Annotated in this window: 24 protein-coding genes and 1 riboswitch; of the genes, 10 read left to right on the top strand and 14 right to left on the bottom strand. The window is 73.9% G+C overall.

Annotated features, from left to right (window positions below; all coding sequences use genetic code 11):
* Positions 1–23: 23 nt before the first annotated feature.
* Positions 24–1,328 (bottom strand): hypothetical protein, encoded by a 1,305-nt coding sequence (locus ACFYUZ_RS06020; RefSeq protein WP_389306646.1) that lies wholly within the window; start codon positions 1,326–1,328, stop codon positions 24–26.
* Between the two features lie 118 nt (positions 1,329–1,446).
* Between ACFYUZ_RS06020 and ACFYUZ_RS06025 the strand changes: the two genes are divergently transcribed.
* Entirely contained in the window at positions 1,447–2,406 is a 960-nt protein-coding gene (locus ACFYUZ_RS06025; RefSeq protein ID WP_389306648.1) for a D-2-hydroxyacid dehydrogenase family protein, read from the top strand.
* A 46-nt stretch (positions 2,407–2,452) separates the two neighbouring features.
* Here the strand turns inward: ACFYUZ_RS06025 and ACFYUZ_RS06030 are convergent, their stop codons facing one another.
* The 4 genes from ACFYUZ_RS06030 to ACFYUZ_RS06045 all read right to left on the bottom strand — a co-directional run bounded on the left by ACFYUZ_RS06030 (position 2,453) and on the right by ACFYUZ_RS06045 (position 5,330).
* On the bottom strand, positions 2,453–2,809 hold the full coding sequence (locus ACFYUZ_RS06030) for a GntR family transcriptional regulator (RefSeq protein ID WP_389306649.1): 357 nt from the start codon (positions 2,807–2,809) through the stop codon (positions 2,453–2,455).
* A gap of 2 nt (positions 2,810–2,811) precedes the next feature.
* Positions 2,812–3,771: a DUF1648 domain-containing protein gene (locus ACFYUZ_RS06035; RefSeq protein WP_389306651.1), complete on the bottom strand. Its 960-nt coding sequence runs from the start codon at positions 3,769–3,771 to the stop codon at positions 2,812–2,814.
* A 147-nt stretch (positions 3,772–3,918) separates the two neighbouring features.
* Positions 3,919–4,794 carry an alpha/beta fold hydrolase gene (locus ACFYUZ_RS06040; RefSeq protein ID WP_389306652.1) on the bottom strand — a complete coding sequence of 292 codons (876 nt, stop codon included), beginning with the start codon at positions 4,792–4,794 and terminating at the stop codon, positions 3,919–3,921.
* A 95-nt stretch (positions 4,795–4,889) separates the two neighbouring features.
* A complete protein-coding gene (locus tag ACFYUZ_RS06045; protein ID WP_389306653.1) occupies positions 4,890–5,330 on the bottom strand; it encodes a MarR family winged helix-turn-helix transcriptional regulator in 441 nt (146 codons plus the stop codon).
* A gap of 92 nt (positions 5,331–5,422) precedes the next feature.
* Between ACFYUZ_RS06045 and ACFYUZ_RS06050 the strand changes: the two genes are divergently transcribed.
* Complete coding sequence (locus ACFYUZ_RS06050) at positions 5,423–5,770, top strand: DoxX family protein (RefSeq protein WP_389306655.1); 348 nt, start codon at positions 5,423–5,425, stop codon at positions 5,768–5,770.
* Positions 5,771–5,885: 115 nt separating this feature from the next.
* The gene (locus ACFYUZ_RS06055; RefSeq protein ID WP_389306656.1) at positions 5,886–7,640 is read left to right on the top strand and encodes an ABC-F family ATP-binding cassette domain-containing protein; all 1,755 of its coding nucleotides are present in this window, start codon (positions 5,886–5,888) and stop codon (positions 7,638–7,640) included.
* A gap of 179 nt (positions 7,641–7,819) precedes the next feature.
* Here ACFYUZ_RS06055 and cobN read toward each other — a convergent pair whose 3' ends face one another.
* Positions 7,820–11,425 carry a cobaltochelatase subunit CobN gene (cobN, locus tag ACFYUZ_RS06060; RefSeq protein WP_389306657.1) on the bottom strand — a complete coding sequence of 1,202 codons (3,606 nt, stop codon included), beginning with the start codon at positions 11,423–11,425 and terminating at the stop codon, positions 7,820–7,822.
* A 40-nt stretch (positions 11,426–11,465) separates the two neighbouring features.
* Positions 11,466–11,598: riboswitch (cobalamin riboswitch) on the bottom strand.
* Positions 11,599–11,677: 79 nt separating this feature from the next.
* Here cobN and ACFYUZ_RS06065 point away from each other — a divergent pair.
* Genes ACFYUZ_RS06065 through cobJ form a run of 3 tightly spaced genes read left to right on the top strand, consistent with a single transcriptional unit; the run spans position 11,678 to position 15,110 of the window.
* On the top strand, positions 11,678–12,958 hold the full coding sequence (locus ACFYUZ_RS06065) for a cobalamin biosynthesis protein CobG (protein ID WP_389306659.1): 1,281 nt from the start codon (positions 11,678–11,680) through the stop codon (positions 12,956–12,958).
* Positions 12,955–13,617 (top strand): precorrin-8X methylmutase, encoded by a 663-nt coding sequence (locus tag ACFYUZ_RS06070; protein ID WP_389306661.1) that lies wholly within the window; start codon positions 12,955–12,957, stop codon positions 13,615–13,617. Before ACFYUZ_RS06065 ends, ACFYUZ_RS06070 begins: the two co-directional genes overlap by 4 nt.
* Positions 13,614–15,110, top strand: a complete 1,497-nt coding sequence (cobJ, locus tag ACFYUZ_RS06075; protein WP_389306662.1) for a precorrin-3B C(17)-methyltransferase — start codon at positions 13,614–13,616, stop codon at positions 15,108–15,110. The genes ACFYUZ_RS06070 and cobJ overlap by 4 nt, the downstream gene beginning before the upstream one ends.
* Positions 15,111–15,131: 21 nt before the next feature.
* On the opposite strand, the gene ACFYUZ_RS06080 is transcribed toward cobJ, so the two are convergent.
* The 4 genes from ACFYUZ_RS06080 to ACFYUZ_RS06095 form a co-directional block, all read right to left on the bottom strand.
* Complete coding sequence (locus ACFYUZ_RS06080; RefSeq protein ID WP_389306663.1) at positions 15,132–15,584, bottom strand: hypothetical protein; 453 nt, start codon at positions 15,582–15,584, stop codon at positions 15,132–15,134.
* 86 nt (positions 15,585–15,670) lie between these two features.
* The gene (locus ACFYUZ_RS06085) at positions 15,671–17,293 is read right to left on the bottom strand and encodes an alpha/beta hydrolase (protein WP_389306664.1); all 1,623 of its coding nucleotides are present in this window, start codon (positions 17,291–17,293) and stop codon (positions 15,671–15,673) included.
* Between the two features lie 5 nt (positions 17,294–17,298).
* Entirely contained in the window at positions 17,299–17,598 is a 300-nt protein-coding gene (locus tag ACFYUZ_RS06090; protein WP_389306665.1) for a hypothetical protein, read from the bottom strand.
* A 526-nt stretch (positions 17,599–18,124) separates the two neighbouring features.
* Positions 18,125–18,850 (bottom strand): cobalt-precorrin-6A reductase, encoded by a 726-nt coding sequence (locus tag ACFYUZ_RS06095; RefSeq protein WP_389306666.1) that lies wholly within the window; start codon positions 18,848–18,850, stop codon positions 18,125–18,127.
* Positions 18,851–18,862: 12 nt separating this feature from the next.
* Between ACFYUZ_RS06095 and ACFYUZ_RS06100 the strand changes: the two genes are divergently transcribed.
* Positions 18,863–19,981, top strand: a complete 1,119-nt coding sequence (locus ACFYUZ_RS06100; RefSeq protein ID WP_389306667.1) for a cobalt-precorrin-5B (C(1))-methyltransferase — start codon at positions 18,863–18,865, stop codon at positions 19,979–19,981.
* Positions 19,982–20,057: 76 nt separating this feature from the next.
* Complete coding sequence (locus ACFYUZ_RS06105; RefSeq protein WP_389306668.1) at positions 20,058–20,621, top strand: GNAT family N-acetyltransferase; 564 nt, start codon at positions 20,058–20,060, stop codon at positions 20,619–20,621.
* Here ACFYUZ_RS06105 and ACFYUZ_RS06110 read toward each other — a convergent pair.
* Positions 20,606–21,283 carry a hypothetical protein gene (locus ACFYUZ_RS06110; RefSeq protein ID WP_389306670.1) on the bottom strand — a complete coding sequence of 226 codons (678 nt, stop codon included), beginning with the start codon at positions 21,281–21,283 and terminating at the stop codon, positions 20,606–20,608. The two genes, ACFYUZ_RS06105 and ACFYUZ_RS06110, sit on opposite strands and share 16 nt — an antisense overlap.
* A gap of 92 nt (positions 21,284–21,375) precedes the next feature.
* On the opposite strand from ACFYUZ_RS06110, the gene ACFYUZ_RS06115 reads away from it, so the two are divergent.
* Positions 21,376–21,450, top strand: a complete 75-nt coding sequence (locus ACFYUZ_RS06115) for a 50S ribosomal protein bL37 (protein WP_099895366.1) — start codon at positions 21,376–21,378, stop codon at positions 21,448–21,450.
* 24 nt (positions 21,451–21,474) lie between these two features.
* Here ACFYUZ_RS06115 and cobM read toward each other — a convergent pair whose 3' ends face one another.
* Genes cobM through ACFYUZ_RS06130 form a run of 3 tightly spaced genes read right to left on the bottom strand, consistent with a single transcriptional unit; the run spans position 21,475 to position 23,645 of the window.
* The gene (gene cobM, locus ACFYUZ_RS06120) at positions 21,475–22,224 is read right to left on the bottom strand and encodes a precorrin-4 C(11)-methyltransferase (protein ID WP_389306671.1); all 750 of its coding nucleotides are present in this window, start codon (positions 22,222–22,224) and stop codon (positions 21,475–21,477) included.
* 8 nt (positions 22,225–22,232) lie between these two features.
* A complete protein-coding gene (gene cbiE / locus ACFYUZ_RS06125) occupies positions 22,233–23,456 on the bottom strand; it encodes a precorrin-6y C5,15-methyltransferase (decarboxylating) subunit CbiE (protein ID WP_389306673.1) in 1,224 nt (407 codons plus the stop codon).
* A 48-nt stretch (positions 23,457–23,504) separates the two neighbouring features.
* Positions 23,505–23,645, bottom strand: a complete 141-nt coding sequence (locus ACFYUZ_RS06130; protein ID WP_351176821.1) for a DUF6126 family protein — start codon at positions 23,643–23,645, stop codon at positions 23,505–23,507.
* Positions 23,646–23,746: 101 nt separating this feature from the next.
* On the opposite strand from ACFYUZ_RS06130, the gene ACFYUZ_RS06135 reads away from it, so the two are divergent.
* Positions 23,747–24,823, top strand: coding sequence for an LLM class flavin-dependent oxidoreductase (locus ACFYUZ_RS06135; RefSeq protein WP_389307019.1), 1,077 nt, complete (start codon positions 23,747–23,749; stop codon positions 24,821–24,823).
* Positions 24,824–24,826: the final 3 nt, after the last annotated feature.

The raw sequence follows: 24,826 nt of genomic DNA on the forward strand, positions 1-24,826 counted from the left end.
GCCGAGGTACCGGTGGGGGGCGATCAGGGCCGAGGGGCGCTCCGCGCGGGTGTCTCCGCCTCGGTGGGCTCCTCCGCCAGGAAGGCCGTCACCGCCAGGGCGAAGAGCAGGCCGAGGGCGACGCCGACGACGACCCAGGCGGTGGGGTGGGGCCAGAACACGACGGCGGCGGCCGCCCCGACGACGAGGATCCAGGTGATCCAGGTGCGGTACCGGTGGACGAACGGGCCCACCGGTCCGAGGCGCATGCCCGCGTGGTCGGCGGTCGCGCGGGACGCGGTGATGCCGGAGCGCCACAGCCCGCGGACCAGGACGGCGGGGCGGCTCGGGCCGGAGAGCCAGGCGGCGAGGGCGATCAGGACGCCGAGGGTCGCGAAGACCCGGACCGAGGTGCGGAGGAAGCGGACCAGGGTGTCGTAGACGGAGCCCGCGGCGGCCGGGGAGACGGTGGCGGGCAGGGCGTTCAGGTAGACCGTGCGGAAGACGGTGAGGCCGGCGCCGAGGACGATCGCCGCCACGGCGACGCCGAGGGCCGCGGCGACCAGGGTGCGGCGCCGGTGCACGGACAGCAGCACACCGCCGGCGACGAGCAGGACGGCGATCACCGGCAGCCACATGCCCATGGCCTGGAGCAGCGAGAACGCGGTCTTCACCTTGCCGATGTCGTCCGACTTGACCACCGTGAAGTCGGTGTGGATCTCGGGGATCTTGGCCGCGACGTCGAACCCGGACGCCACGAGCCGCTCCTTCACCCGCTCGATCACGGGCGCCAGGTCGATGGTGACGGTGTTCGTCTCGATCTTCACGGCGCCCTCGTCGCTGCCGGTCAGGGCCCGGTCGAGGGAGGTGTGGATCGCCCGGTTGGCGTTGGTCCAGATCGTCTCGAACTCCGGTGAGGCGACGATGTCCTGCGCCCGGTCGTGGACGAAGCTGGCGACCGCGCTCTGCAGGGAGCCCCCCAGCTTGCCGAGGGCCTTCTCCGCCAGCGGCCGCTGGTCGGGGGCGACGCCCTCCAGGAGGGAGGGCAGGTCGATGTGTTCCATGACCGCGTTCGTCACCCGGTTGGCCACGGCCGCCTGGACGTCCGGGTCCGAGGCCAGCGGCTTGACCGTCTGCACGTACCGGTCGGTGTCGCCGACGATGTCCGAGGTCCAGGAGGCCACGAGGCCCAGCGGGACGAGGACGCAGCCGATGACGATGAGCAGGGCGGCGAAGAAGGACCGGACGCGGTGGTGGGGCGGCCGGGCGGTCGCCTTGTCCGCCTCCAGTGCCGCCACCCGGGCCCGGAGCACCGCGAGTTCGTCGTCACTGGCACCGGCAGCGTCCATGACACCAGCCTTCCCGAAGGGAACAATTCGGGAAAATTCTCCGCGAGGCGGGCGTCCTTGTCGCCCGGAGCGTGGCATACGGGCCGGGGGCGCGGATCCGATCGGCGATCATGCGGTCATGAAGCTGCGCTGCGCCGTACTCGACGACTACCAGGGCGTCGCCCTCTCCTCCGCCGACTGGAGCCCGCTCGCGGACCGCGTGGACGTCCGCGTGCTGCGCGAGCACCTCACCGACCGGGACGCCCTCGTCGCCGCCGTCGAGGACTGCGAGATCCTCGTGGTGATGCGCGAGCGGACCCCGGTCGACGCCGGGCTCCTCGCCCGCCTCCCCCGGCTGCGGCTCCTGATCACCTCCGGGATGCGCAACGCCTCGATCGACCTGGCGGCCTGCCGGGCGCGGGGCGTCACCGTCTGCGGCACCGCCAGCAGCTCCGAGCCGCCCACCGAGCTGACCTGGGCCCTCCTCCTGGGCCTCGCCCGGCACGTGCCGGCGGAGGCGCGGGCCCTGCGCGAGGGCGGGCCGTGGCAGTCGACCGTCGGCGCCGACCTCGCCGGCCGGACGCTCGGCCTCGTGGGCCTGGGCAAGATCGGCGCCCGGGTGGCCCGGATCGGTCTCGCCTTCGGCATGGACGTGACCGCCTGGAGCCCGAACCTGACGGAGGAGCGGGCCGCCGAGCACGGTGCCCGGCTCGCGAAGGACAAGCGGGACCTGTTCGCCGGCGGCGACTTCGTCTCGCTGCACATGGTGCTGTCCGACCGCACCCGGGGCATGGTCGGGGAGCCGGAGCTGCGGGCGATGCGCCCGTCCGCGTACCTCGTCAACACCTCGCGGGCGGGTCTCGTCGACGGCGGGGCGCTGCTGCGGGCGCTGCGCGAGGGCTGGATCGCGGGAGCGGGCCTCGACGTGTACGAGACGGAGCCGCTGCCCGCCGACGACCCGTTGCGGACGCTGCCGAACGTCCTGGCCCTCCCCCATCTGGGCTATGTGACGGAGGGGAACTACGGGCGCTACTTCGGCCAGGCGGTCGAGGACGTCGAGGCCTTCCTGGCGGGGGCACCGGTCCGCGAGCTGTCCTGAACCGAGCAGGCCGCGCGGTCTCCGGGCCTGGTCCGCAAGGCGGGGCCTAGTCGAGGCTCGTCCGTGCCAGGGCCACGAACTCCTCGTCCGTGAGGCCCAGTTCGCGGGCCTCGGCCGCCGCCTCGCGGAGGCGGGAGACGAGGCGGGCGCGGTCGGGGGCGGTGGCGCCGGGGACGATCAGGGCGCCCCGGCCCCGGCGGAGCTCGATCAGGCCCTCCTCGCGGAGCCGCTGGTAGCCGCGGAGGACGGTGTGGACGTTGACGCCGAGGGAGTCGGCGAGCTCCCGGGCGGCCGGGAGGCGCTCGCCGGGGGCCGCGGAGCCGTCGGCGAGGGCGCCCCGGACACAGGCGGCGATCTGGTCGCCGAGGGGCACGGCGGAGGCCGGGTCGACACGGAAGAGCACGGTCAGACCTTCCCATGCCGCTCGGCGAGCGTGTTGAGGAGGGCGGCGGCGGTCCGCGCGTCGGGCACGGTGACGGCGAACTCGCGGCCACCGGACCGCCGTACGACGAGGGCCTCGCCGCTCCGGACGATCACGCCCGTGCGGTGGGCCCGGACCCGGTAGCCCCAGCCGCCGAACTCGGCGAGGACGGCCGCCGTGTCGAGGTCCCGGACGCTCGCGCCCGCGACGTCGTCGAGCGGGATCCGGGCGCGGGGCCGGGAGGCCAGCGCGGAGCGCACGGTGACGCCGCGCCGGTCGACGGTGACCCTGACCCGGGCGAGGGCGAGCCCCGGGAGGCCGACGACGAGGCCGAGGAGGCCGAACAGGGCGGCAGGCCGGGGCGCGAGGAGCAGGACGGCCGGGGTGGCGGCGAGGGCGAGCACCGCGAGGACGGTGAGCGGCCGGGAGGCGGTGGCGCGGGTCCAGCCGGCGACCTCGCTCGCGCCGAGCGGGAGCCGGGGGCCGTCGGAGGGGCCGGGGTCCGCGGCCGGTTCGTCGCGGGGGACGAGCCGGGTCAGCCCCCACCCGGCGAGGGCGAGGAGGGCCGCGGTCGCCGCCGCGAGCAGGAGGTTGCCGAGCGGGGACTCGACCCGCGCCGGATCGGTGGCGTCCAGGTTGTCCCGTACGAGGAGGACGAACAGGGCGCCGGTGAAGCCGGCGGTCGCCCAGGCGCCCCAGAGGGAGCCGCGGCGGACCAGGAGGGTCCAGCCGGCGCCGAGCGTGAGGAGCAGGCCGGTGCTGACGGCGGTGAAGGCGGCACGGCCGGTGAAGCCGTCGGCGTGGCCGCCGTCGGGGCCGAAGTGGGTGGCGAGGGTGTCGGGCAGCCGGTCGTACCGGAGGGCGAGGAACACCAGGTGGACGGCGAGGGCGAGCGCGAACGGGAGCGCGGCGAGGGCGCGGAGACGGGGTGCGGCACGGTTCATGGGACCTCCCTTGTTCGCATCACCATAGAACAAGTTGTTCGCACTCCGCTAGAACAATGCGATCGATGTGCCGCCGACCCGCCCCTCTCGCCGCCCTCCTCCCCTCCTCCCCTCCTCGCCGCCCCGCCCCCGCGCGGAAGCGCCGCGTCAGACCCGGTCGCCGTCCAGGGCGGCGCGCAGGGCCTCGGCGAACTCCGCCGGGGCGCCGTGCTGTCCGAACTCGCCGCCCAGGAAGCCGCCGTGGTGGCTCGGGAAGACGGCGAGCGGGGTGCCGAGTCCCTCGGCGACGGCGAGGGCGGCGCGCGCGGCGAACGTGCCCTCGGACTCCTTCCCCGCGGCGACGACGATCCGGGTCGGCGCGGCGCGCAGGGCGGTGAAGTCGGGGCGGTAGGAGGTGCAGCCGCGCATGTTCTGCCCGAGCAGGGGGTCGCCGCGCGTGCCGTCGTCCTCGGCCGGCAGGCCGAACGCGGCCGGGTCGGGGGCGGGCTCCTCGGCCCAGCCCGCCGGGAACTCGCCCTTCCGGCTCGTCAGCGCGAGGAACTTGGCCATGGCGGGCCCCCAGCCCTCCCGCAGATACGTGGCGTGGACGTCGGCGCAGACACCGAGGGCCGCCTCCCGGTCCGGGACGACCTGGGCGGTCGGCGGCTCGTGCGCGACGAGGGTGTGCACGAGGTCGCCCCGGCGGGCCACCAGGGCGAGGGCGTTGACGGCGCCGCCGCTGCTGGCGAAGACGTCCACGGGACCGGCGCCGAGCGCCTCGACCAGCCGGACCAGGTCGTCGGCGTGCTCCTCGGGGAGCGTCTCCGCCGCGCCGTCGGTGCGCTCGCTGCGGCCCACCCCGCGCGGGTCGTACGTCACGACGGTCCGGTCGGCGAAGTGGGAGGCGAGCGTGGTGAAGCCGCTCGCGTCCATGGGGGAGCCGATCAGCAGCAGGGGGCGCCCCTCGGGCCCGGTGCCGGGGCGCACGTCGTAGCGCAGGGTCGCGCCGACGGTCTCCAGGGTGCGGGTGTCGGTCTCGGCCATGGTTCTCTCCTCCGGGGTGGAACGGTCATGGGGTAGACCGTCCGCACCCTCGGAAGTCATCGCCGAGGACGAACCTTTTTTCGCTCTCCTGGCGACTACTCGCCACATTCGTGGACGGTCGGGTCCACGACGACGCGGTCCAACAGGCCGCGCAGCAGGGCCTGTTCCGCCTCGGTGAGGTCACCGAAGAGCTCCCGCTCGGCCTCGCGCACGGCCGCGTCGATGCGCTCCAGGGCGGCGGTGCCGGCCGGGGTGATCTCCACGATGTGCCGGCGCCGGTCGGCCGGGTCGCGGCGGCGCTCGGCGAGCCCGGACGTCTCCAACTCGTTCAGGATCGCGACCAGTTGGCTCGGGTCCACCTCCATCGCGACGGCGAGCTCGCGCTGGCTCGTGGCGCCCGGGGCCAGCTGCATCAGCGTCATCGCGTTGCGCGGGTGCAGTCCGGCGACGCCCAGGGCGGCGCGGATGCGCGCGCCGGTGAGCTCCCCGCGGAAGGAGAGGAGGAAGCCGAGGCGGTCGGTCGGAAGAGCTGCCATGCCGTCCACCGTAACAACAACGCAATTGTGGAGCGAGAGAAATCGTTGTTACTCTTCAACGGTTTCCGTCCCCGCATCGTTGGAGTTCTTCCATGTTCATCGCCTACGCCGTCGTGGCGGGCCTGCTCGCCCTCGCCTCCGCCGGCTCCGCCTTCATGACCTTCACCAAGAACCCGCAGGTCGTCGGCAGCATGACCAAGGTGGGCGTCCCGGAGGGCGCGCTGCCGTGGCTCGCGACCGCGAAGGCGGCGGGCGCGCTCGGCCTGCTCGCGGGGCTCTTCGTGCCGCTGCTCGGCCAGGCCGCGGCGGTGGGCCTGGTGCTCTACTTCGCCGGCGCGGTCATCTCCCACCTGCGCGTGAAGGACTTCGAGCTGGCGCCGGCGGCGGTCCTCACCCTCGTCTCGGCGGCGGCCCTGGTCCTGCGCATAGCCTCCGCCTGACCCTCCCCTGACAACACGAGACGTCTCGTATTGTCAGATCCCTCCGCATGCCGTACCGTCCTCCAAACGAGACGTCACGTCTCGCGCCCGTGTCCCCGACGGCAGGAGGTCGCCCTTGTTCCGTGCCCGATTCATCGACGTCACCCGGCGGTACGACGACCGGCACGTCCACCGCCGGACCGTCCTCGACCGCGTCTCGTTCACCGTCCGCCCCGGCGAACGCCTCGGCGTCGTCGGCGACAACGGCTCGGGCAAGTCCACCCTCCTCCGGCTCCTCGCCGGCCTGGAGACCCCCGACAACGGCACGGTGACCGTCGAAGCCCCCGGGGGACTCGGCCACCTCGCCCAGACCCTCGACCTCCCTGCGGACGCGACCGTCGGCGACGCCGTCGACCACGCGCTCGCGGAGATACGGGAGCTGGAGCGGGCGATCCGTACGGCGGAGGCCGAACTGTCCACCGCGGGCAGCGGCACCGGCCCCGGCCCGGACGCCGCCCTCGCCTCGTACGCGGAACTGCTCGCCGCCCACGAGGCGCGGGGCGGCGCCGGAGCCGACCGGCGCGTCGAGACCGTCCTGCGGCGGCTCGGCGAGCCCGGCCCGATCGACCGGGACCGGCCCCTCCGCACGCTCTCCGGCGGCCAGCGGTCCCGGCTCGCCCTCGCCGGCGTCCTCGCCGCCGACCCCGAACTGCTGCTGCTCGACGAGCCGACGAACGACCTCGACGACGAGGCCGTGGCCTGGCTGGAGGAGCGGCTGCGCACCCACCGGGGCACGGTCGTCGCCGTCTCGCACGACCGCGCCTTCCTCGACCACGTCACCACCGCCGTCCTGGAGGTCGACGAGGACCGCCACACCGTGCGGCGGTACGGCGACGGCTACCGCGGCCACCTCGCCGGACGCGCCGCCGAGCGGGCCCGCCGACAGCGGGAGTACGCGGAGTGGAAGGAGGAGCTCGCCCGGTACCGGGCCCTGGCCGACACGCACATCGACCGGTTCTCGGCGATCCCCCGCAAGGCCCCGGCGGCGTTCAGCGGGGCGGGCGCCTTCCGGGCCCGGTCACGGGCGCACGGCGCGATGAGCAGGATCCGGGCCGCCCGCGAGCGGCTCGCCCGGCTCACCGAGCACCCCGTGCCGCCGCCGCCCGAGCCGCTCCGCTTCCGCGCGGACCTGGCGGGCGAGGGCGCGGCGGTCGACCTGACCGGCGTACGGGTCGGGGGACGGCTCCGCCTGGACGCCCTGCACCTGGAGCCGGGCGGACGACTCCTCGTGACCGGCCCCAACGGAGCCGGGAAGACCACCCTCCTGAAGGTGCTCGCGGGCGAACTCGCCCCCGACGCCGGCACGGTGAGGACGCCCGCCCGGGTGGGCCTGCTCCGGCAGGAGGTGGCCCCGCCCACCGACCCCCGTACGGTGAGCGAGGCCTTCGGCGAGGAGCGCACGGAGGAGTTGCTCTCCCTCGGGCTCTTCGCCGCCCGGGACCTGACGGTCCCGGTGTGCCGCCTGTCGGCCGGCCAGCGCCGCAGGCTCGAACTGGCGCGGCTCGTGACCGCGCCGGCCGACCTGCTGCTCCTGGACGAGCCGACCAACCACCTGGCGCCGGGCCTGGTGGAAGAACTGGAGGCGGCGCTGGCGGCGTACCGGGGGACGCTGGTGATCGTCAGCCACGACCGCCGCCTGCGCTCCCGCTTCCGCGGCCACCACCTCGAACTGCCCCCGCCCGCTGCGGACCGGCCTCCCGTGGTGGACCTCCGCCCCGCCGGGGCGATGCCCGCCCCCGCACCCCCCGTTGTGGGCAGTCGTTCCGCAGGGCGGAACGGGTGGGCACAACGGAACGGCGCCCCTTGCCGGGCCCAGGCTCCCGCGCCCTGACCCGCGCCCTTTGGCGCGCCCGGCTCGTGGTGCGGGTCCAGGCGCGGAACGCGGAGGCGCCGCTCAAGGGCGCCGTCCCGTGTGCCCACCCTCCCCCAAGCTCTCGGCTTCGCTCGAGCAGGGGGGACCCCCTCGCCCTGCGGGACGACTGCCCACACGGGCGGGTGGCGGGGCGGGTGCTACTCGTCGGACTCCAAGTCGCCCTCCGTCTCCAGGAAGACCTGGCGCAGCGCGGCCAGCGTCTCCGGGTCCGGCTTCTCCCACATCCCGCGCGACTCCGCCTCCAGGAGCCGCTCCGCGATGCCGTGCAGGGCCCACGGGTTGGCCTCCTTGAGGAAGGCCTGGTTCTCCGGGTCGAGGACGTACTCCTGCGTGAGCTTGTCGTACATCCAGTCGGCGACGACACCCGTCGTCGCGTCGTACCCGAAGAGGTAGTCGACGGTCGCCGCCAGCTCGAACGCGCCCTTGTAGCCGTGGCGGCGCATCGCCTCGATCCAGCGCGGGTTGACCACGCGGGCGCGGAAGACGCGGGAGGTCTCCTCGACCAGGGTCCGGGTGCGGACGGTCTCGGGGCGGGTCGAGTCGCCGATGTACGCCTCGGGCGCGGTGCCGGTGAGCGCGCGGACGGTCGCGACCATGCCGCCGTGGTACTGGAAGTAGTCGTCGGAGTCGGCGATGTCGTGCTCGCGCGTGTCCGTGTTCTTCGCGGCGACCGCGATCCGCTTGTACGCGGTCTCCATCTCGGCGCGCGCCGGGCGCCCTTCGAGCCCGCGCCCGTACGCGTACCCGCCCCACACCGTGTAGACCTCGGCGAGGTCCGCGTCCGTGCGCCAGTCGCGCGAGTCGATCAGCTGGAGGATGCCCGCGCCGTACGTGCCGGGGCGGGAGCCGAAGATGCGGGTGGTGGCGCGCCGTTCGTCGCCGTGCTCGGCGAGGTCGGCCTGCGCGTGGGCCCGCACGTAGTTGTCCGAGGCGGACTCGTCCTCCAGGCCCGCCACCAGCCGTACGGCGTCGTCGAGGAGGCCGATGACGTGCGGGAACGCGTCCCGGAAGAAGCCCGAGATGCGCAGCGTCACGTCGACGCGCGGGCGGCCGAGCTCGGCGAGCGGAATGGGCTCCAAGCCGTTGACCCGGCGGGAGGCCTCGTCCCACAGCGGGCGGACGCCGAGCAGGGCGAGCGCCTCGGCGACGTCGTCGCCGGCGGTGCGCATCGCGCTGGTGCCCCAGAGGGAGAGTCCGACGGACGTCGGCCACTCGCCGTTGTCGGCGCGGTAGCGCTCCAGGAGCGAGTCGGCGAGCGCCTGGCCGGTCTCCCAGGCGAGCCGGGACGGCACGGCCTTGGGGTCGACGGAGTAGAAGTTGCGGCCGGTCGGCAGGACGTTGACCAGGCCCCGGAGCGGGGAGCCGGACGGGCCGGCCGGGACGAAGCCGCCGTTCAGGGCGTGCACGGCGTGGGCCAGCTCGTCGGTGGTGGCGGCGAGACGCGGCACGACCTGGAGGGCGGCGAAGGTCAGCACCTCGCGGACCTCGGGGCCGTACGCGGCGGCGACCGTGTCGATCGCGTGCACCGCCCAGTCGGCGGCCTCCATCGCCTCGACCAGCTCGCGCGCCTTCGCCTCCGCCTCGTCGGCGGTGGTGCGGGTCGCGGCCGACTCGTCCAGGCCGAGGGCCTCGCGCAGACCGGGCAGCGCCTGCGTGCCGCCCCAGATCTGGCGGGCGCGGAGGATGGAGAGGACCAGGTTGACCCGGGCCTCGCCCTCCGGCGCGCCGCCGAGGACGTGCAGGCCGTCGCGGATCTGGGCGTCCTTGACCTCGCACAGCCAGCCGTCGACGTGCAGCAGGAAGTCGTCGAAGCCGTCGTCCTCGGGCCGCTCTTCGAGCCCCAGGTCGTGGTCGAGCTTGGCGGCCTGGATCAGGGTCCAGATCTGGGCGCGGATGGCCGGGAGCTTCGCCGGGTCCATCGAGCTGATCTGCGCGTACTCGTCGAGCAGCTGCTCCAGGCGGGCGATGTCGCCGTACGAGTCGGCGCGGGCCATCGGCGGCACCAGGTGGTCGACGAGGGTGGCGTGGACGCGCCGCTTGGCCTGGGTGCCCTCGCCCGGGTCGTTGACGAGGAACGGGTAGATCAGCGGGATGTCGCCGAGGGCCGCGTCGGGGCCGCAGGCGGCGGACAGGCCGGCGTTCTTGCCGGGCAGCCACTCCAGGTTGCCGTGCTTGCCGAGGTGGACCATGGCGTCGGCGCCGAAGCCGCCGTCCTCGGCGCGGGCGGCGATCCAGCGGTAGGCGGCCAGGTAGTGGTGGGACGGCGGGAGATCGGGGTCGTGGTAGATCGCGATCGGGTTCTCGCCGAAGCCGCGCGGCGGCTGGATGAGGATCAGGAGGTTCCCGCGCCGCAGGGCGGCGAGGACGATGTCGCCCTCCGGGTTGCGGGAGCGGTCGAGGAACATCTCGCCGGGCGCGGGGCCCCAGTGCTCCTCCACCTGCTCGCGGAGTTCGGCGGGCAGGGTCGCGTACCAGCGCTTGTAGTCGGCGGCCGGGATGCGGACCGGGTTCTTCGCGAGCTGCTCCTCGGTCAGCCAGTCCTGGTCGTGGCCGCCGGCCTCGATGAGGGCGTAGATCAGCTCGTCGCCGTCGCCGGAGACCAGGCCGGGGAGGTCTTCGACGGGCCCGAAGTCGTAGCCCTCGGCGATGAGGCGGCGCAGGAGCGCGACGGCGGAGGCGGGGGTGTCGAGGCCGACGGCGTTGCCGATGCGGGAGTGCTTCGTCGGGTACGCGGAGAGGACGAGCGCCAGCTTCTTCTCGGCGTTCGGGATGTGGCGGAGCCGGGCGTGCCGGACCGCGATCCCGGCGACGCGTGCGGCGCGCTCGGCGTCGGCGACGTACGCGGGCAGTCCGTCCTCGTCGATCTCCTTGAAGGAGAAGGGGACGGTGATGAGGCGGCCGTCGAACTCGGGCACGGCGACCTGGCTGGCGGCGTCCAGCGGGGAGAGGCCCTCGTCGTTCTCCTCCCACGCGGACCGCGAGCCGGTCAGGCACAGGGCCTGGAGGATCGGCACGTCGAGCGCGGCGAGCGCGCCCGCGTCCCAGGCCTCCTCGTCGCCGCCGGCCTGGGCCTCGGCGGGCTTGGTGCCGCCGGCGGCGAGGACGGTGGTGACGATCGCGTCGGCCGTACGGAGACGGTCGAGCAGCTCCGGCTCCGGGGCGCGCAGGGACGCCACGTACAGCGGGAGGGCGCGGGCGCCCGCGTCCTCGATCGCCCCGCACAGGGCGTCGACGAAGGCGGTGTTCCCGCTCATGTGGTGGGCGCGGTAGTAGAGCACGGCGACGGTCGGGCCGGTCACGTCGGCCCTGGGGGTCCGCTCCAGCGGGCCCCAGGTGGGGGCGGCGGCCGGGGCGTCGAAGCCGTGGCCGGTGAGCAGGACGGTGTCGGAGAGGAAGCGGGCCAGCTGCTCCAGGTTGGCCGGGCCGCCGTGTGCCAGATAGGCGTGGGCCTCGGTGGCGACGCCGACCGGGACGGTGGAGGCCTCCATGAGCTGGGCGTCGGGGGCCTGCTCGCCGCTGAGGACGACGACCGGCTTCCCGGCGGCGAGGACCGCGTCCAGGCCCTCCTGCCAGGAGCGGACGCCGCCGAGGAGGCGGACGACGACCAGGTCGGCGCCGTCGAGGAGGGCCGGGAGGTCGGCGAGCGGGAGGCGGGAGGGGTTGGCGAAGCGGTACTCCACCGGCCCTCCGGCCGCGCGGGCGCTGAGCAGGTCGGTGTCGGAGTGCGACAGCAGCAGGAGCATGGCGAGCTCAGGCCCTTCCTCGGGGTTGTCCGCGCCCCGGGTGGTCGAGTGGACGGCGGGAGTTCCTGACTCACCCGTCCCTCGCGGGTACGGGCTCACAGTGGCGGGACCGCGCCGGATTCTCACCGGGCTTCCTCCCCGGGGTCCTGGGACCCCATGCCGATCTGCATCCTAGATCGTGGCGTCGGCGGGCCCCAGGGAGCGGCGGGGTCGACCGGATCACACTCGGTGGCCGGCCGGTTCCCCGTGGGTATGCTCGCCGCCATGCCGCCCACCCCACCCCCGACGCCCGAACCGGGTGAAGTTCGCATACGGGACCGTGGCGACGCCTGCCCCGGGGCGCTGCGCCTGCACCCCGCCGACGACGGACGCCTCGCCCGACTGCGCCTGCCCGCCGGTCGCCTGACGGCCCGTCAGGTCGAGGTCCTGGCCCGCGCCGCCGAGTCCCTCGGCGACGGGCGGATCAGCATCACCTCGCGCGGCAACGCGGAGCTGCGCGGCCTCGGCGAGGGCTGCGGGGCGGAGCTGGCGGAGCTCCTGGCCGGGGCCGGTCTGCTGCCCTCCCCCACCCACGAGCGCGTCCGCAACATCGTGGCCTCGCCCGGCGCCGGGCTCGACGGACTCGGCTGCGCGGACGTGCAGTTGTGGGCGCGCGAGCTGGACGCCGCCCTGTGCGCCGAGCCCCGGGCCGCGTCCCTTTCGGGACGGTTCCTCTTCGTCCTCGACGACGGGCGCGGGGACGTCGCCGGACTCGGCGGCGATGTGAGCTTGGTCGCAGGCCTGGACGGGTCCGCGCTGCTGCGGCCCGGCTCCCCGGGAGCACCTCCCCGGCCGAAGGCCCCGGGGGCCCCGGGGGTATTCCGCCTCGCCGCCGACGACGCCGTACGGGCCGCCCTCGCCACCGCCCTCGCGTTCCTCGACGCCGCCGAGGCCGCCGGGAACGGCGCCTGGCGGCCGCACGAACTGCCCGACGAGCACGTCCCCGACTGGGCCGGTGCCCTCGCACGGGCCGGGATCGCGGCGGAGCCCGTACCCGTACCGCCGCTGCCCGCGGCCCGGCCGCCCGCGCCCGGCCCGCTCGGCGACCACGCCCTGCACGTCCTCGCCCCCCTCGGCCGGCTGACCGCCGCGCAACTGCGGGCCCTGGCCGACGGCGCCGACGAGCTCCGGCTCACGCCCTGGCGGGGCGCGGTCGTCGTCGGAGCCCGTGCCGACCGGCTGCCCGAGCTGGAGACGTACGGCCTGGTCACCCGGCCCGACCTGCCCTCGGTCGGGGTCAGCGCCTGCACCGGGCGGCCCGGCTGCGCCAAGTCCCTCGCCGACGTCCGGACGGACGCCGCCCTCGTCCACCGCGGGGGCCTGCCCGTCCACTTCTCCGGGTGCGAGCGCCGCTGCGGGCACCCGCACGGCACCTGGGTCGACGTCCTCGCCACCGGCGACGACGCCTACCTGGTGGACGGCGCCCCCACCCCCCGCACCTCCCTGCCCGAAGCGGTGACCACGGCCCGCAGCCTGCCGGCCCACACGAGATGAGCGAGAGCACCAGGATGTTCGACTACGAGAAGGACGGGACGGAGATCTACCGCCGGTCCTTTGCCACGATCCGCGCCGAGGCGGACCTCGCGGGCCTGCCCGCCGACGTCGCCCAGGTGGCGGTCCGGATGATCCACGCCTGCGGCATGACCGACCTCGTGCAGGACATCGCGTACTCGCCGCGGGTCGTCGCGAACGCCCGCGCCGCCCTCCGGGCCGGCGCTCCCGTCCTCTGCGACGCGCAGATGGTCGCCAGCGGCGTCACCCGCAAGCGGCTGCCCGCCGACAACGAGGTGCTCTGCGCCCTCTCCGACCCGGCCGTGCCGGGCCTCGCCGCCGAGCTGGGCACCACCCGCTCCGCCGCCGCGCTCGAACTGTGGCGGGACCGCCTCGAAGGCTCCGTCGTCGCCATCGGCAACGCCCCGACCGCCCTCTTCCACCTCCTGGAGATGGTCGCGAAGGGCGCCGGGAGGCCCGCCGCCGTGCTCGGCATCCCGGTCGGCTTCATCGGCGCCGCCGAGTCCAAGGACGCGCTCGCCGAGAACACCCTCGGCCTCGACTACCTGGTCGTACGGGGCCGGCGCGGCGGCAGCGCGATGACGGCCGCCGCGATCAACGCCCTCGCCCACGAAGCGGAGATCCAGGAGATCCAGGCATGACCACCGTGACGCCCGGCAAGCTGTACGGCGTGGGCCTCGGCCCCGGCGACCCGAACCTGATGACCGTCGCCGCCGTGAAGGCGATCGCCGAGGCCGACGTCATCGCCTACCACTCGGCCCGCCACGGCCGCTCCATAGCGCGCTCCATCGCCGCCGAGCACATCCGCGAGGACCACGTCGAGGAGCGGCTGATGTACCCGCTCACGGTGGAGACCACGGACCACCCGGGCGGCTACCGGGGCGCCCTGAACGACTTCTACGAGGAGGCCTCGGCCCGCCTCGCCGCCCACCTCGACGCCGGCCGCACCGTCGCCGTCCTCGCCGAGGGCGACCCGCTCTTCTACGGCTCGTACCAGCACATGCACAAGCGGCTCGCCGACCGCTACGACACGACCGTCATCCCCGGCGTCACCTCGGTGAGCGCCGCCGCCGCCCGGCTCGGCGAGCCGCTGTGCGAGGCGGAGGAGGTCCTCACGATCATCCCCGGCACCCTGCCGGAGGACGAGCTGACGGCCCGTCTCGCGGGCACCGACTCGGCGGTCGTCATGAAGCTCGGCCGCACCTTCCCCACCGTGAGGCGGGCCCTGGAACGGGCGGGCCGGCTGGACGACGCCCGTTACGTGGAGCGCGCGTTCATGACGGGCGAGCGGACGGAGCGGCTGACGGACGTGGACCCGTCCTCGGTCCCGTACTTCTCCGTCGCCGTCCTCCCCTCCCGCATCGACCAGGAGCCCCCCGTACGGGAAGCGGGCGAGGTCACCGTCGTCGGCACCGGCCCCGCCGGGGCGCCCTGGCTCACCCCCGAGTCGCGCGGCGCGCTCGTCAACGCCGACGTCCTCGTCGGCTACACGACGTACCTCGACCGGGTCCCCGTCCTGCGCCCCGGCCAGATCCGCCACGGCTCCGACAACAAGGTCGAGTCCGAGCGCGCCGAGTTCGCCCTCGACCTGGCCCGGCGCGGGCACAGGGTCGCGGTCGTCTCCGGCGGCGACCCCGGCGTCTTCGCCATGGCGACGGCCGTCCTGGAGGTCGCCTGCGAACCGGAGTACGCGGACGTGCCCGTACGGGTCCTCCCGGGGGTGACCGCGGCGAACGCCGCCGCCGCCGCGGCCGGCGCCCCCCTGGGCCACGACTACGCCACGATCTCCCTCTCCGACCGCCTCAAGCCCTGGGACGTCATCGAGGCCCGGCTGCGCGCGGCGGCGGGTGCCGACCTGGTCATCGCCCTCTACAACCCGGGCTCCAAGTCCCGCACCCACCAGGTGGCCGCCGCCCGCGACCTCCTCCTGGAACTCCGCGCCCCGGAGACCCCGGTGGTCGTCGCCCGCGACGTCGGCGGCCCGGAGCAGTCGGTCCGGGTCCTCACCCTCAAGACCCTGGACCCCTCCGAGGTCGACATGCGCACCCTCCTCCTGATCGGCTCCTCGCAGACGCGCGCGGTCGAACGGGGCGACGGCCGCACGATCGCGTGGACGCCGCGGCGGTACGGCTGACGGCCGGGGCCCAGACGACGGTCAGAACTCCTGCTGCTCGACTCCGGGCGGCAGGAGGCAGGGGGTGTTCACGCCGAGGGTGATCAGCTCGTCGGACACGTCCCCAGCGGTCACGAACTGGCGGTCCTTCGGATGCTCGGCATCTACCAGGTCGGACGGGTCCAAGGCCGGATCAGATCGATAGCCGACGATCCTGAAGCCCTGCTTCTCGAGCTCTTTCTTGATCGCCAGGATGCCCGCGGCCTGCTGGGCCTTGGGAAGCTTCGCGCGGGCGTCGTACGCCAGCGTGAACCGGCCGTCGTCTGCCGACTCGCCGTTCTTCCCCAGGCAGTTGGTGAAGTTCGCCTGGTAGGTCGACGGCACGATCTCAGCCTCTGCGGTGCGCGCCATGGACTCGACCCAGTGCTTGGCCCATGCCTCGGCCTTCGCCTTGGTCATCCGGGGAAGAGGATCGTTCTTGGCTTCGTCGGACACACAGCCTCCCAGCAGCAGTACGAGAACGGGAACGAGGGCGAGAGACGCCCTCCGCAACGTGGGCATGGGCCCGCAGCTCCTTCTGGTCATGGGCGGGGTCCGATATTCGGCTGCTTGCCCGCGATAATGCGTCCCTGGTTGTTCAGACTCTGGCTGCCGTCGTTCCAATAGCCGCTGTGGCCACTGGTATCGACGTACATCCGCTGACCACCGAATTCGGGCTCCTTCGGATCGGCGCCAAGGGTTTTGCCCGCCGTCCAATTCACCACGCCGTCGTCGGGCGCAGCCCCAGCCCAGAGGTGTGAGGGCGAGACATGGAGCTGGTCGGCCCGATCCACGCTCAGGCCCGGGCTGCCGACCACGACCATGTCGTCGGTGTCGAGGCCCCGGCCCCCCGCGTCCGCCGTGCCCACCATGGTGGAGCCGTAACTGTGTCCGATGACGGTGAGGTGGGTGCGCTCGCCCTCGTGTGATGCCCGCAGCCCGTGGGTGAAGTCCCGCAACGTCTCGGCGTCGTCCTCGGCCCGACCGGTCGTGGCGATCCCCAGGTTCAGTTCGGGGTCGTTCGCTTCGAAGTTGGCTTCGGGAGCGTCGTAATCCAGCCAGCTGATGACCGCCACATCGGTGCCCCGGCCCTCGCTCCACCGGCCCGCCGCCCCCTGCAACTTCTCCGCCCGGTCGATCTGGTCCCCGAAGTTGTCCAGCTGGTTGCTCGTCCCCGCCACCGAGACCGCCGTGTGCCGGGCCGTGTCCGGGTTGCCGACCGAGACGATCGCGCGGCCGTCCTTCTCCGTGCCGAACCCCAGCAGGTACAGCTGCTTGTGCGCCGGAGCCGTGTCGGAGCGGTCCAGGCGGTCCTTCATCGCGAGCAGCCCCCGGTAGCTGTAGCGGTCGTGGTAGCCGAGGCCGCCCTCCCGCAGCGCGTAGTCGTTGATGCGCGTGTCGAGCACCGTCCGGTTGGCCTGGTCCCGGGTGGTCGCGGGCAGGCCGTCGAGGGAGCCGAGTTGTTCGGGGTAGGCCGCGAGGTAGAAACGCTGCTTCTCCTCGTCCAGGCCGGCCCACCAGTCGGCGGCCTTCTGGGGGTCCTTGCCGTCGGGGATGTCCTTCGCGTCGATGCCGGCAAACGCGGCGACCCTGGCCGCGTCCTCGTGGGCGTTGGCCCCGCCGTACCTCTTGTCGAGGTCGAAGGGGTCGATCTGGCGCAGGACCTCGGCGGCGTCGGTGCTCGCCGTGGTCGCTTCCGTGACGGCCTCGTCGATCCGGGCGCGGAAGCCACCGAGGCCGGCGTTGGCCTGCTGCTGGACGGCCTGATAGTCCGGATCGTTGTGGTACTTCGGGTCCACGGCCTGCTTCGGCTCGACCCAGCCGTCGTCGCGGACCCGATGGCCCGCGGCCTCCGCGTCGGCCACCGCGGTTCGCAACTTGCGCTGCGCGGCCTGCATCTTCGTGTTCAGGGTGTCCAGGGTCGTGGCGATCAGCTGGGCATCGGTGCGGGCCGTGCCGAGCTTGCTCTCGGTGGCCTCCATGGCACCGAAGCCGTAGGTGGCGCTGAGGCCCGTCCATCCTGCCCTGTGCAGCGGCCCGGTCACCCGCTTGCCGCTGCTCGTCTGGGTTCCGGCCAGGGCTTCGGCGAGCTTCTTCCAGGAGGCAACGGCACTGTCCAGGTCCGCGAAGTCCTGCTTCATCAGCTGGGCGAAATTCTCTGTCATGTCCGTCACCAGCCCTGGAAACAGGAGATGACGTCCTGCTCCATGACGTCCCGCCCGTCAGCGAGATGTCGCATCCCTTGGGCGTGTTCGGAAAGGCGTCCCCGCAGCGTCTCCAGGGCCGAGCTCCAGCCTTCGCCGGTCTGCGTCATCTGCGGCCCCACGGTCCACGAGCCGAAGGCCGTTGCGGCGGAGGCCAGGTCGGCGCCGGCCTTGCGCAGCGGCTCCTGCAGATCCGCTGCCAGAGTGTCGGCGGCCCCGGCCGAGGCCCGCAACTCCCCCGCCGAGACATTGAGATCCCAACCCATGTGTGTCCCCCCGTACCCGAGTTGCTTGCGATACCCGGGCGAGGGTAGCCGATGCCATCTCGACGTAACCGAGAGCAAACCATGAGAGGCTGGTTTACTCCCGTGGCTCGACGGTCTTTCCGTCTACAGTGTTCGCGATCGCACCGACGCGACGACATGGCTGAGCGATCCCGTCGAACAGGTGGAGGGCGAGCGCACGCCCCTGCCCCACTCACGAATCACATCGGTCTTCACCTGTTTCACATGCCACACAGAGGTCCGGAAAGGGCCCTCTCCCTGTGACGAGTCGTATCGTTCTCAGCGTTGCCGGCCGGTGTCGGCCGAGCTGTCGCGGACCGACCGGTGATGGCCTGATGACCTCGCGAACGGTCTTCGAGCTCGGGGAACGGCGCGAGCCGGTCAGCTCGGTGCGGTCGGATCTTGCCGCTCCCGTGCGGCGTGCTCGCCGTCGACACCTCGTACCACCGGATCTACCTCGACGACCCGAGCCTGAACTGGGCCGAGGTCACCGAACTCGGCACGCCCGTCACCCCGTAGCCACCCAGGCGGCGGCCTCCTCCGGGGTCGCCGCCACCGGGACGCCTGAGGGGACCGGCGGGCGGCGGACCACCACCACCGGGAGGCCCGCCTCGCGGGCCGCCGTCAGTTTCGGGGAGGTCGCCGCGCCGCCGCTGTCCTTCGTCACCACCACGTCGATCCGGTGCCGGGCCAGGAGCTCGCGTTCGCCGTCCAGGGTGAAGGGGCCCCGGTCGAGGAGGATCTCGGTGCGGGCCGGCATCGGGGCGTCCGGGGCGTCCACCGAGCGGACCAGGAACCACTGCGGGCAGCCGGCGAAGGCCGCCAGGCCCATCCGGCCGGTCGTCAGGAACACCCGGTCGCCCAGGCCGTCCAGGGCCCGGGCCGCCTCCTCCAGGGACGCCACGGAACGCCAGTCGTCGCCCTCCCCCGGGACCCACCCGGGACGGCGCAGCGCCAACAGGGGAACATGGGCGGTGGCGGCCGCCCGGGCCGCGTTGAAGCTGATCCGCTCGGCGAAGGGATGGGTGGCGTCGATGACCGCGTCCACGGCGTGCTCCCGCACCCACGCGGCGAGCCCCTCCGGCCCGCCGAAGCCGCCGATCCGGACCTCCCCGACCGGCAGCCGGGGGCTCGCCACCCGGCCCGCGAGGGAGCTGGTGACCCGGACCCGGCCGTGCAGCAGTCCGGCGAGGGCGCGGGCCTCGGTGGTCCCGCCGAGAACGAGTACGTGCACAGGAGCCCCTTCGTGACTTCAGGCGGCGGGCGTGAGGCCCAACTCAAGCACACCGGCCTCCGCCCGGGATGGACGACCGGTGCCTGCGCGACGGCGGCCACCACCGCCGCGTACACCGCGCTGCTCACCGGCGACTTCCCGGACCCGGTGACGATCACGCTGCCGAAGGGCCAGACGCCGTCCTTCGCGCTGACCGCCGAGGCCCTGACGGCCGATGCCGCCATGGCCGCCGTCGTCAAGGACGCCGGCGACGACCCGGACGTCACCCACGGGGCCGTGATCCGCTCGACCGTTCGGCTCCTGCCGGCCGGCTCCGGCGTCGTCTTCCGCGCGGGTCCCGGCGTCGGCACCGTCACCCTGCCGGGCCTGCCCCTGGAGGTCGGCGAACCGGCCATCAACCCCGTGCCCCGACGGCTGATGCGCGAGCACGTCGCCGCCGTCGCCGCCGCGCACGACGCCCCCGGGGACGTCGAGATCACGATCTCCGTCGACAACGGCGCCGAGATCGCCCGCTCCACCTGGAACCCCCGCATCGGCATCCTCGGCGGCCTGTCGATCCTCGGCACGACCGGCGTCGTCGTCCCCTACTCCTGCTCCGCGTGGATCGACTCCATCCGCCGGGGCGTCGACGTGGCCCGCGCGGGCGGCCTCACCCACGTGGCGGGCTGCACCGGCTCCACCTCCGAGCGGACCGTCACGGAGCTCTACGACCTTCCGGAGATCGCCCTCCTCGACATGGGCGACTTCGCGGGCGCCGTCCTCAAGTACGTCCGCCGCCACCCCGTCGACCGGCTCACGATCTGCGGCGGCTTCGCCAAGCTCTCCAAGCTGGCCGCGGGCCACCTGGACCTCCACTCGGCCCGCTCCCAGGTCGACAAGGCCTTCCTCGCCGAGCTCGCCCGCACGGGCGGCGCCTCCGGGGCCCTCGCCGCCGAGATCGCCGACGCCAACACGGGCCTCGCCGCCCTCCGCCTCTGCGAGGCCGCGGGCGTGCCCCTGGGCGACCTCGTCGCCGCCCGCGCCCGCGACGAGGCCCTCGCCGTGCTGCGGGGCGCCCCGGTCACGGTGGACGTGATCTGCATCGACCGCGCGGGCGTCGTCGTGGGACGGTCGGCGCCGGCAGGACCGTAGGACGGGGCCTCACACACGCGAGTACGGGCCTCGAATGGACGCGACAGCCCGTGCGGCGGCCACCGAGAATCCCGGAATGACCGACTTCTCGCACAAGCCCACCCTCACCGGCGACCGCGTGGTCCTCCGCCCCGTCACCGAAGCGGACGTGCCCGCGCTGCTGCCGCTGTTCGAGGACCCCGGGGTCACCCGGCTGACCGGCGGCCACACCCGCTTCGACGAGGCGGCCCTGGTGCGGTGGTACGGCTCGCGCGGCGCGCAGGAGGACCGGCTCGACCTCGCCGTCGTCGAGCGGGCGACCGGGCGGGTCGTCGGCGAGGCCGTCCTCAACGAGTGGGACCCCGGCAACGAGAGCTGCGCCTTCCGGATCGCCTTCGTCCCCGAGGCCATCGGGCGGGGCCTGGGCACGGAGGCGACCCGGCTGATCGTCGGCCACGGCTTCGAGACGCTCGGCCTGTACCGGATCTGGCTGGAGGTGTACGCCTTCAACCCCCGCGCCCGCCGCGCCTACGAGAAGGCCGGTTTCCGCGCGGAGGGCGTGCTGCGGGGCGCGCTCCTGTGGGAGGGCGAGCGGGTGGACGCGACGGTGATGTCGGTGCTGGCGCCGGAGTGGGCGGCGGCCGGTCAGGCCGTCGGGTAGCCGATCTCCGCGATGTCCTCGGCCAGGTCCACGAGCGACGCCTCGGGGTTGAGGGTCGCCACGAGCTCAGGGGTCAGCGGGCGCAGGGCCAGGACGTGGCGTACGGCTTCCAGGTCGACCGGGGTCTCGTAGTAGTCCGACGCCCATGCGGCGTACGCCTCCGCCGAGCGGTCGGTGAGCAGGTGGAGGAGGCGGCCGGAGCCGTCCGGGTCCTCGTGGCCGTCCGGGTCCGGGAACTCGACCGGGCCCGTCCGCCAGGCCGTGTCCGTGGTCTCGCGCCACAGGCAGGCGGTGGTCACGTGCACCCCGTCCTCGTCCGTGAACGCCGGCTCCGTCAGGTACTCCCGGAAGGCCTCGGGGACCCCGTCGAGCACCCCGGGCCAGGTCTTCCCGTCCGCGAGCGGTCCGTACGGGCTCAGCGGCGACTCGTGGTCGAAGACGCGCGCGTACGCCCCCGCCGGGCAGAGGACGATCGTGTACTCGGCGCCGGGGCCGTCCTTCATCGACGCCAGCTGCTCGGTCTCCGACCAGTGCGCGTCGAAGGAGTAGTACCGGTCCTCCCACTCCGGGCTCAGGACGGCGTCCAGCATCGCGAGCCCCCGGGAGTGGTCGCGCAGTTCCTCGATGCCCGGCAGCGCCCGGGCCACGTCGTAGACGGTCACGGGACCATTCAAGACGGTGGCACCGACGTGCGGCACTCCGGCCCCGATCCTAGGCTGGCCCCGGAAGCGTTCCCCGAGCGAGAGGGAGTCCCATGGCGAAGCGCGGCAACAAGAAGCGGGCCCGCAAGAAGAAGAAGGCGAACCACGGCAAGCGGCCCAACGCCTGAGGCGCCGGGCCACGAACGGGACCGTCAGCAGGCGTGGCGGTCCCGCGCCGGGTCGTACAGGTGGCTGTCGCGGAACTCCGAGGCCCCCAGCGTGCGGCCCACGAGGATGACGGCGGTCTTCGTGATGCCCGCCGCCTTCACCTGCTCCGCGATGTCCTCCAGGGTGCCCCGCAGGACCACCTCGTCGGGGCGGCTGGCCATGGCCACGACGGCGGCCGGGCAGTCCGCGCCGTAGTGCGGGACCAGCTCGGAGACGATCCGGTCGACGTACCGCGCCCCCAGGTGGAGGACGAGCAGGGCGCCGCTGCGGCCGAGGGTGGCGAGGTCCTCGCCCTCCGGCATGGGGGTGGCCTGCTGGGCGATGCGGGTGAGGACGACGGTCTGGCCGACCGTGGGGACGGTGAGCTCCCGCTTCAGGGCGGCGGCCGCCGCCGCGAAGGCCGGGACGCCGGGCACGACCTCGTACGGGATGCCGGCCGCGTCCAGGCGGCGCATCTGCTCGGCCATGGCGCTGAAGACCGACGGATCGCCGGAGTGCAGCCGGGCCACGTCCTGGCCGGCCTCGTGGGCGGCGGTGATCTCGGCGACGATCTGGTCGAGGTCCATCCTCGCCGTGTCGACGAGCTTCGCGTCCGGCGGACACTCGGCGAGCAGCTCGGTGGGGACGAGGGAGCCGGCGTAGAGGCAGACCCCGCACTTCGCCAGGGTCCGCGCGCCGCGCACGGTGATCAGGTCGGCCGCGCCGGGGCCCGCGCCGATGAAGTAGACGGTCATTGCTCTGTTCAACCCTTCGTTACGGACCACTGGGTGACGGGCATGGCCTGGCGCCAGCCGGTGAAGCCGCCCACGGGCACGGCGGTGGAGACGGCGAGCCGGACCAGTTCGCCGCCGTGGCGGCCGTACCACCGGGCCAGCAGCGCCTCGGATTCCAGCGTCACGGTGTTGGCGACGAGCCGGCCGCCGGGCGGCAGGGCCTCCCAGCAGGTGTCGAGCAGGCCGGGTGCGGTGAGGCCGCCGCCGACGAAGACCGCGTGCGGGGTCTCCAGGCCGGCGAGCGCGGCGGGCGCGGGGCCGGTGACGACCTCCAGGCCCGGTACGCCGAGGGCGTCGGCGTTCCGCGTGATGCGCGCGGCCCGCTCGGGGGACTTCTCGACGGCGACGGCCCGGCAGGAGCGGTGGGTCCGCATCCATTCGACGCCGATGGAGCCGGAGCCGCCGCCGACGTCCCAGAGGAGTTCGCCGGGGGCGGGGGCGAGGGCGGCGAGGGTGGCGGCGCGCACGTACCGCTTGGTGAGCTGGCCGTCGTGCTCGTACGCCTCGTCGGGGAGGCCGGGCGCGGCGCCGAGCCGGAGGGTGCCGGGGTCGCGGGCGCAGTCGAGGGCGAGGACGTTGAGGGGGTCGGTGCGCTCGTGCGGCCAGTCGGCGGCGGTCCCGTCGAGGACCCGCTCGGCGGGGCCGCCGAGCTGTTCGAGGACGCGGAGGCGGGTGCCGCCCCAGCCGGTCGTGCGCAGCAGCTCCGCGACCCGCGCGGCGGTGTCGGCGCCTTCGCTGAGCACGAGGAGGCGGCGGCCCTGGTGCAGGGCGGCGGAGAGCGCGGCGAGCGGCCTGGCGACGACGGAGAGGGTCTCGACGGCTTCGAGGGGCCAGCCGAGGCGGGCGCAGGCGTACGAGACGGAGGAGGGGTGCGGGTGGATCCGGAGGCGCTCGGCGCCGGCGGTCTCCGCGAGGGTGCGGGCGATGCCGTAGAAGCTGGGGTCTCCGCTGGCGAGGACGGCGACCGCGCGGCCCCGGTGGGCGGCGAGCAGGCCGGGGACGGCGGGGCGGAGGGGGGAGGGCCAGGCGGTCCGCTCGCCGGGGCAGTCGTCCTCCGGGAGGAGGCCGAGCTGGCGGGGGGCGCCGATGAGGACCTCGGCGGCGCGCAGGACCCGGCGGGAGCTCTCGGGGAGCCCGTCCCAGCCGTCCGCGCCGATCCCGACGACCGACACCACCGATATCGCAGCGTTCACGTCCGGGACTCTACGTGAGGGCCGCAGGTGGGCGGCACGTGGCGGCCCTCACTTCTGGGCGTTCTGCCCCACGTAGAAGAGCAGCCAGACGAAGCCGGCGAAGGCGTGGGTGGCGAAGACGTACACGAAGACGCGGAGCATCACGCCCCGCTCCTTCCAGCGCTCGTTGTCGTGGGTCTTCTCGGTCACGCGCTCCAGGGTACGGGGAGCGGAATACGGCGGGGGGTCGCGCCGTTCGAGGTAATAGTTTAAGCTTCAACCACTAGCAGGAACCGCGAGAGGTGAGCACGATGCAGTTCGGGATCTTCACCGTCGGCGACGTGACGACCGACCCCACCACCGGCCGCACCCCCACCGAGCACGAGCGCATCAAGGACACCGTCGCGATCGCGCTCAAGGCGGAGGAGGTCGGACTCGACGTCTTCGCGACCGGCGAGCACCACAACCCGCCGTTCGTCCCGTCCTCCCCGACGACCCTCCTCGGGCACATAGCCGCCCGCACGGAGAACCTGATCCTGTCGACCTCGACCACCCTGATCACCACCAACGACCCGGTGAAGATCGCCGAGGACTACGCGACCCTCCAGCACCTCGCCGACGGCCGCGTGGACCTGATGATGGGCCGCGGCAACACCGGCCCGGTCTACCCGTGGTTCGGCCAGGACATCCGCCAGGGCATCCCGCTCGCCATCGAGAACTACGCGCTCCTCCACAAGCTGTGGAGGGAGGACGTGGTCGACTGGGAGGGCAAGTTCCGCAGCGCCCTCCAGGGCTTCACGTCCACCCCGCGCCCGCTCGACGGCGTCCCGCCGTTCGTCTGGCACGGCTCCATCCGCTCCCCCGAGATCGCCGAACAGGCCGCCTACTACGGCGACGGCTTCTTCGCGAACCACATCTTCTGGCCCAAGCAGCACACCGAGAAGATGGTCCGGCTCTACCGCCAGCGGTACGCCCACTACGGCCACGGCACCCCCGAGCAGGCCGTCGTCGGCCTCGGCGGCCAGGTCTTCCTGCGGAAGAACTCCCAGGACGCCGTACGGGAGTTCCGCCCGTACTTCGACAACGCGCCGGTCTACGGCCACGGCCCCTCCCTGGAGGAGTTCAGCCGCGAGACCCCGCTGACCGTCGGCTCCCCGCAGGAGGTCATCGAACGCACCCTGTCCTTCCGCGAGTACGTCGGCGACTACCAGCGCCAGCTGTTCCTGATCGACCACGCCGGACTGCCCCTCAAGACGGTCCTGGAACAGCTCGACCTGCTCGGCGAGGAGGTCGTCCCGGTGCTGCGCAAGGAGTTCGCGAACCTGCGGCCCGCCGGAGTGCCGGAGACCGCCCCGCTCCACCCCGCCGTCACCCGGAAGGAGAACTGACAC

The organism is Streptomyces sp. NPDC004266 (genome assembly GCF_042874095.1).
Lineage (GTDB): Bacteria > Actinomycetota > Actinomycetes > Streptomycetales > Streptomycetaceae > Streptomyces.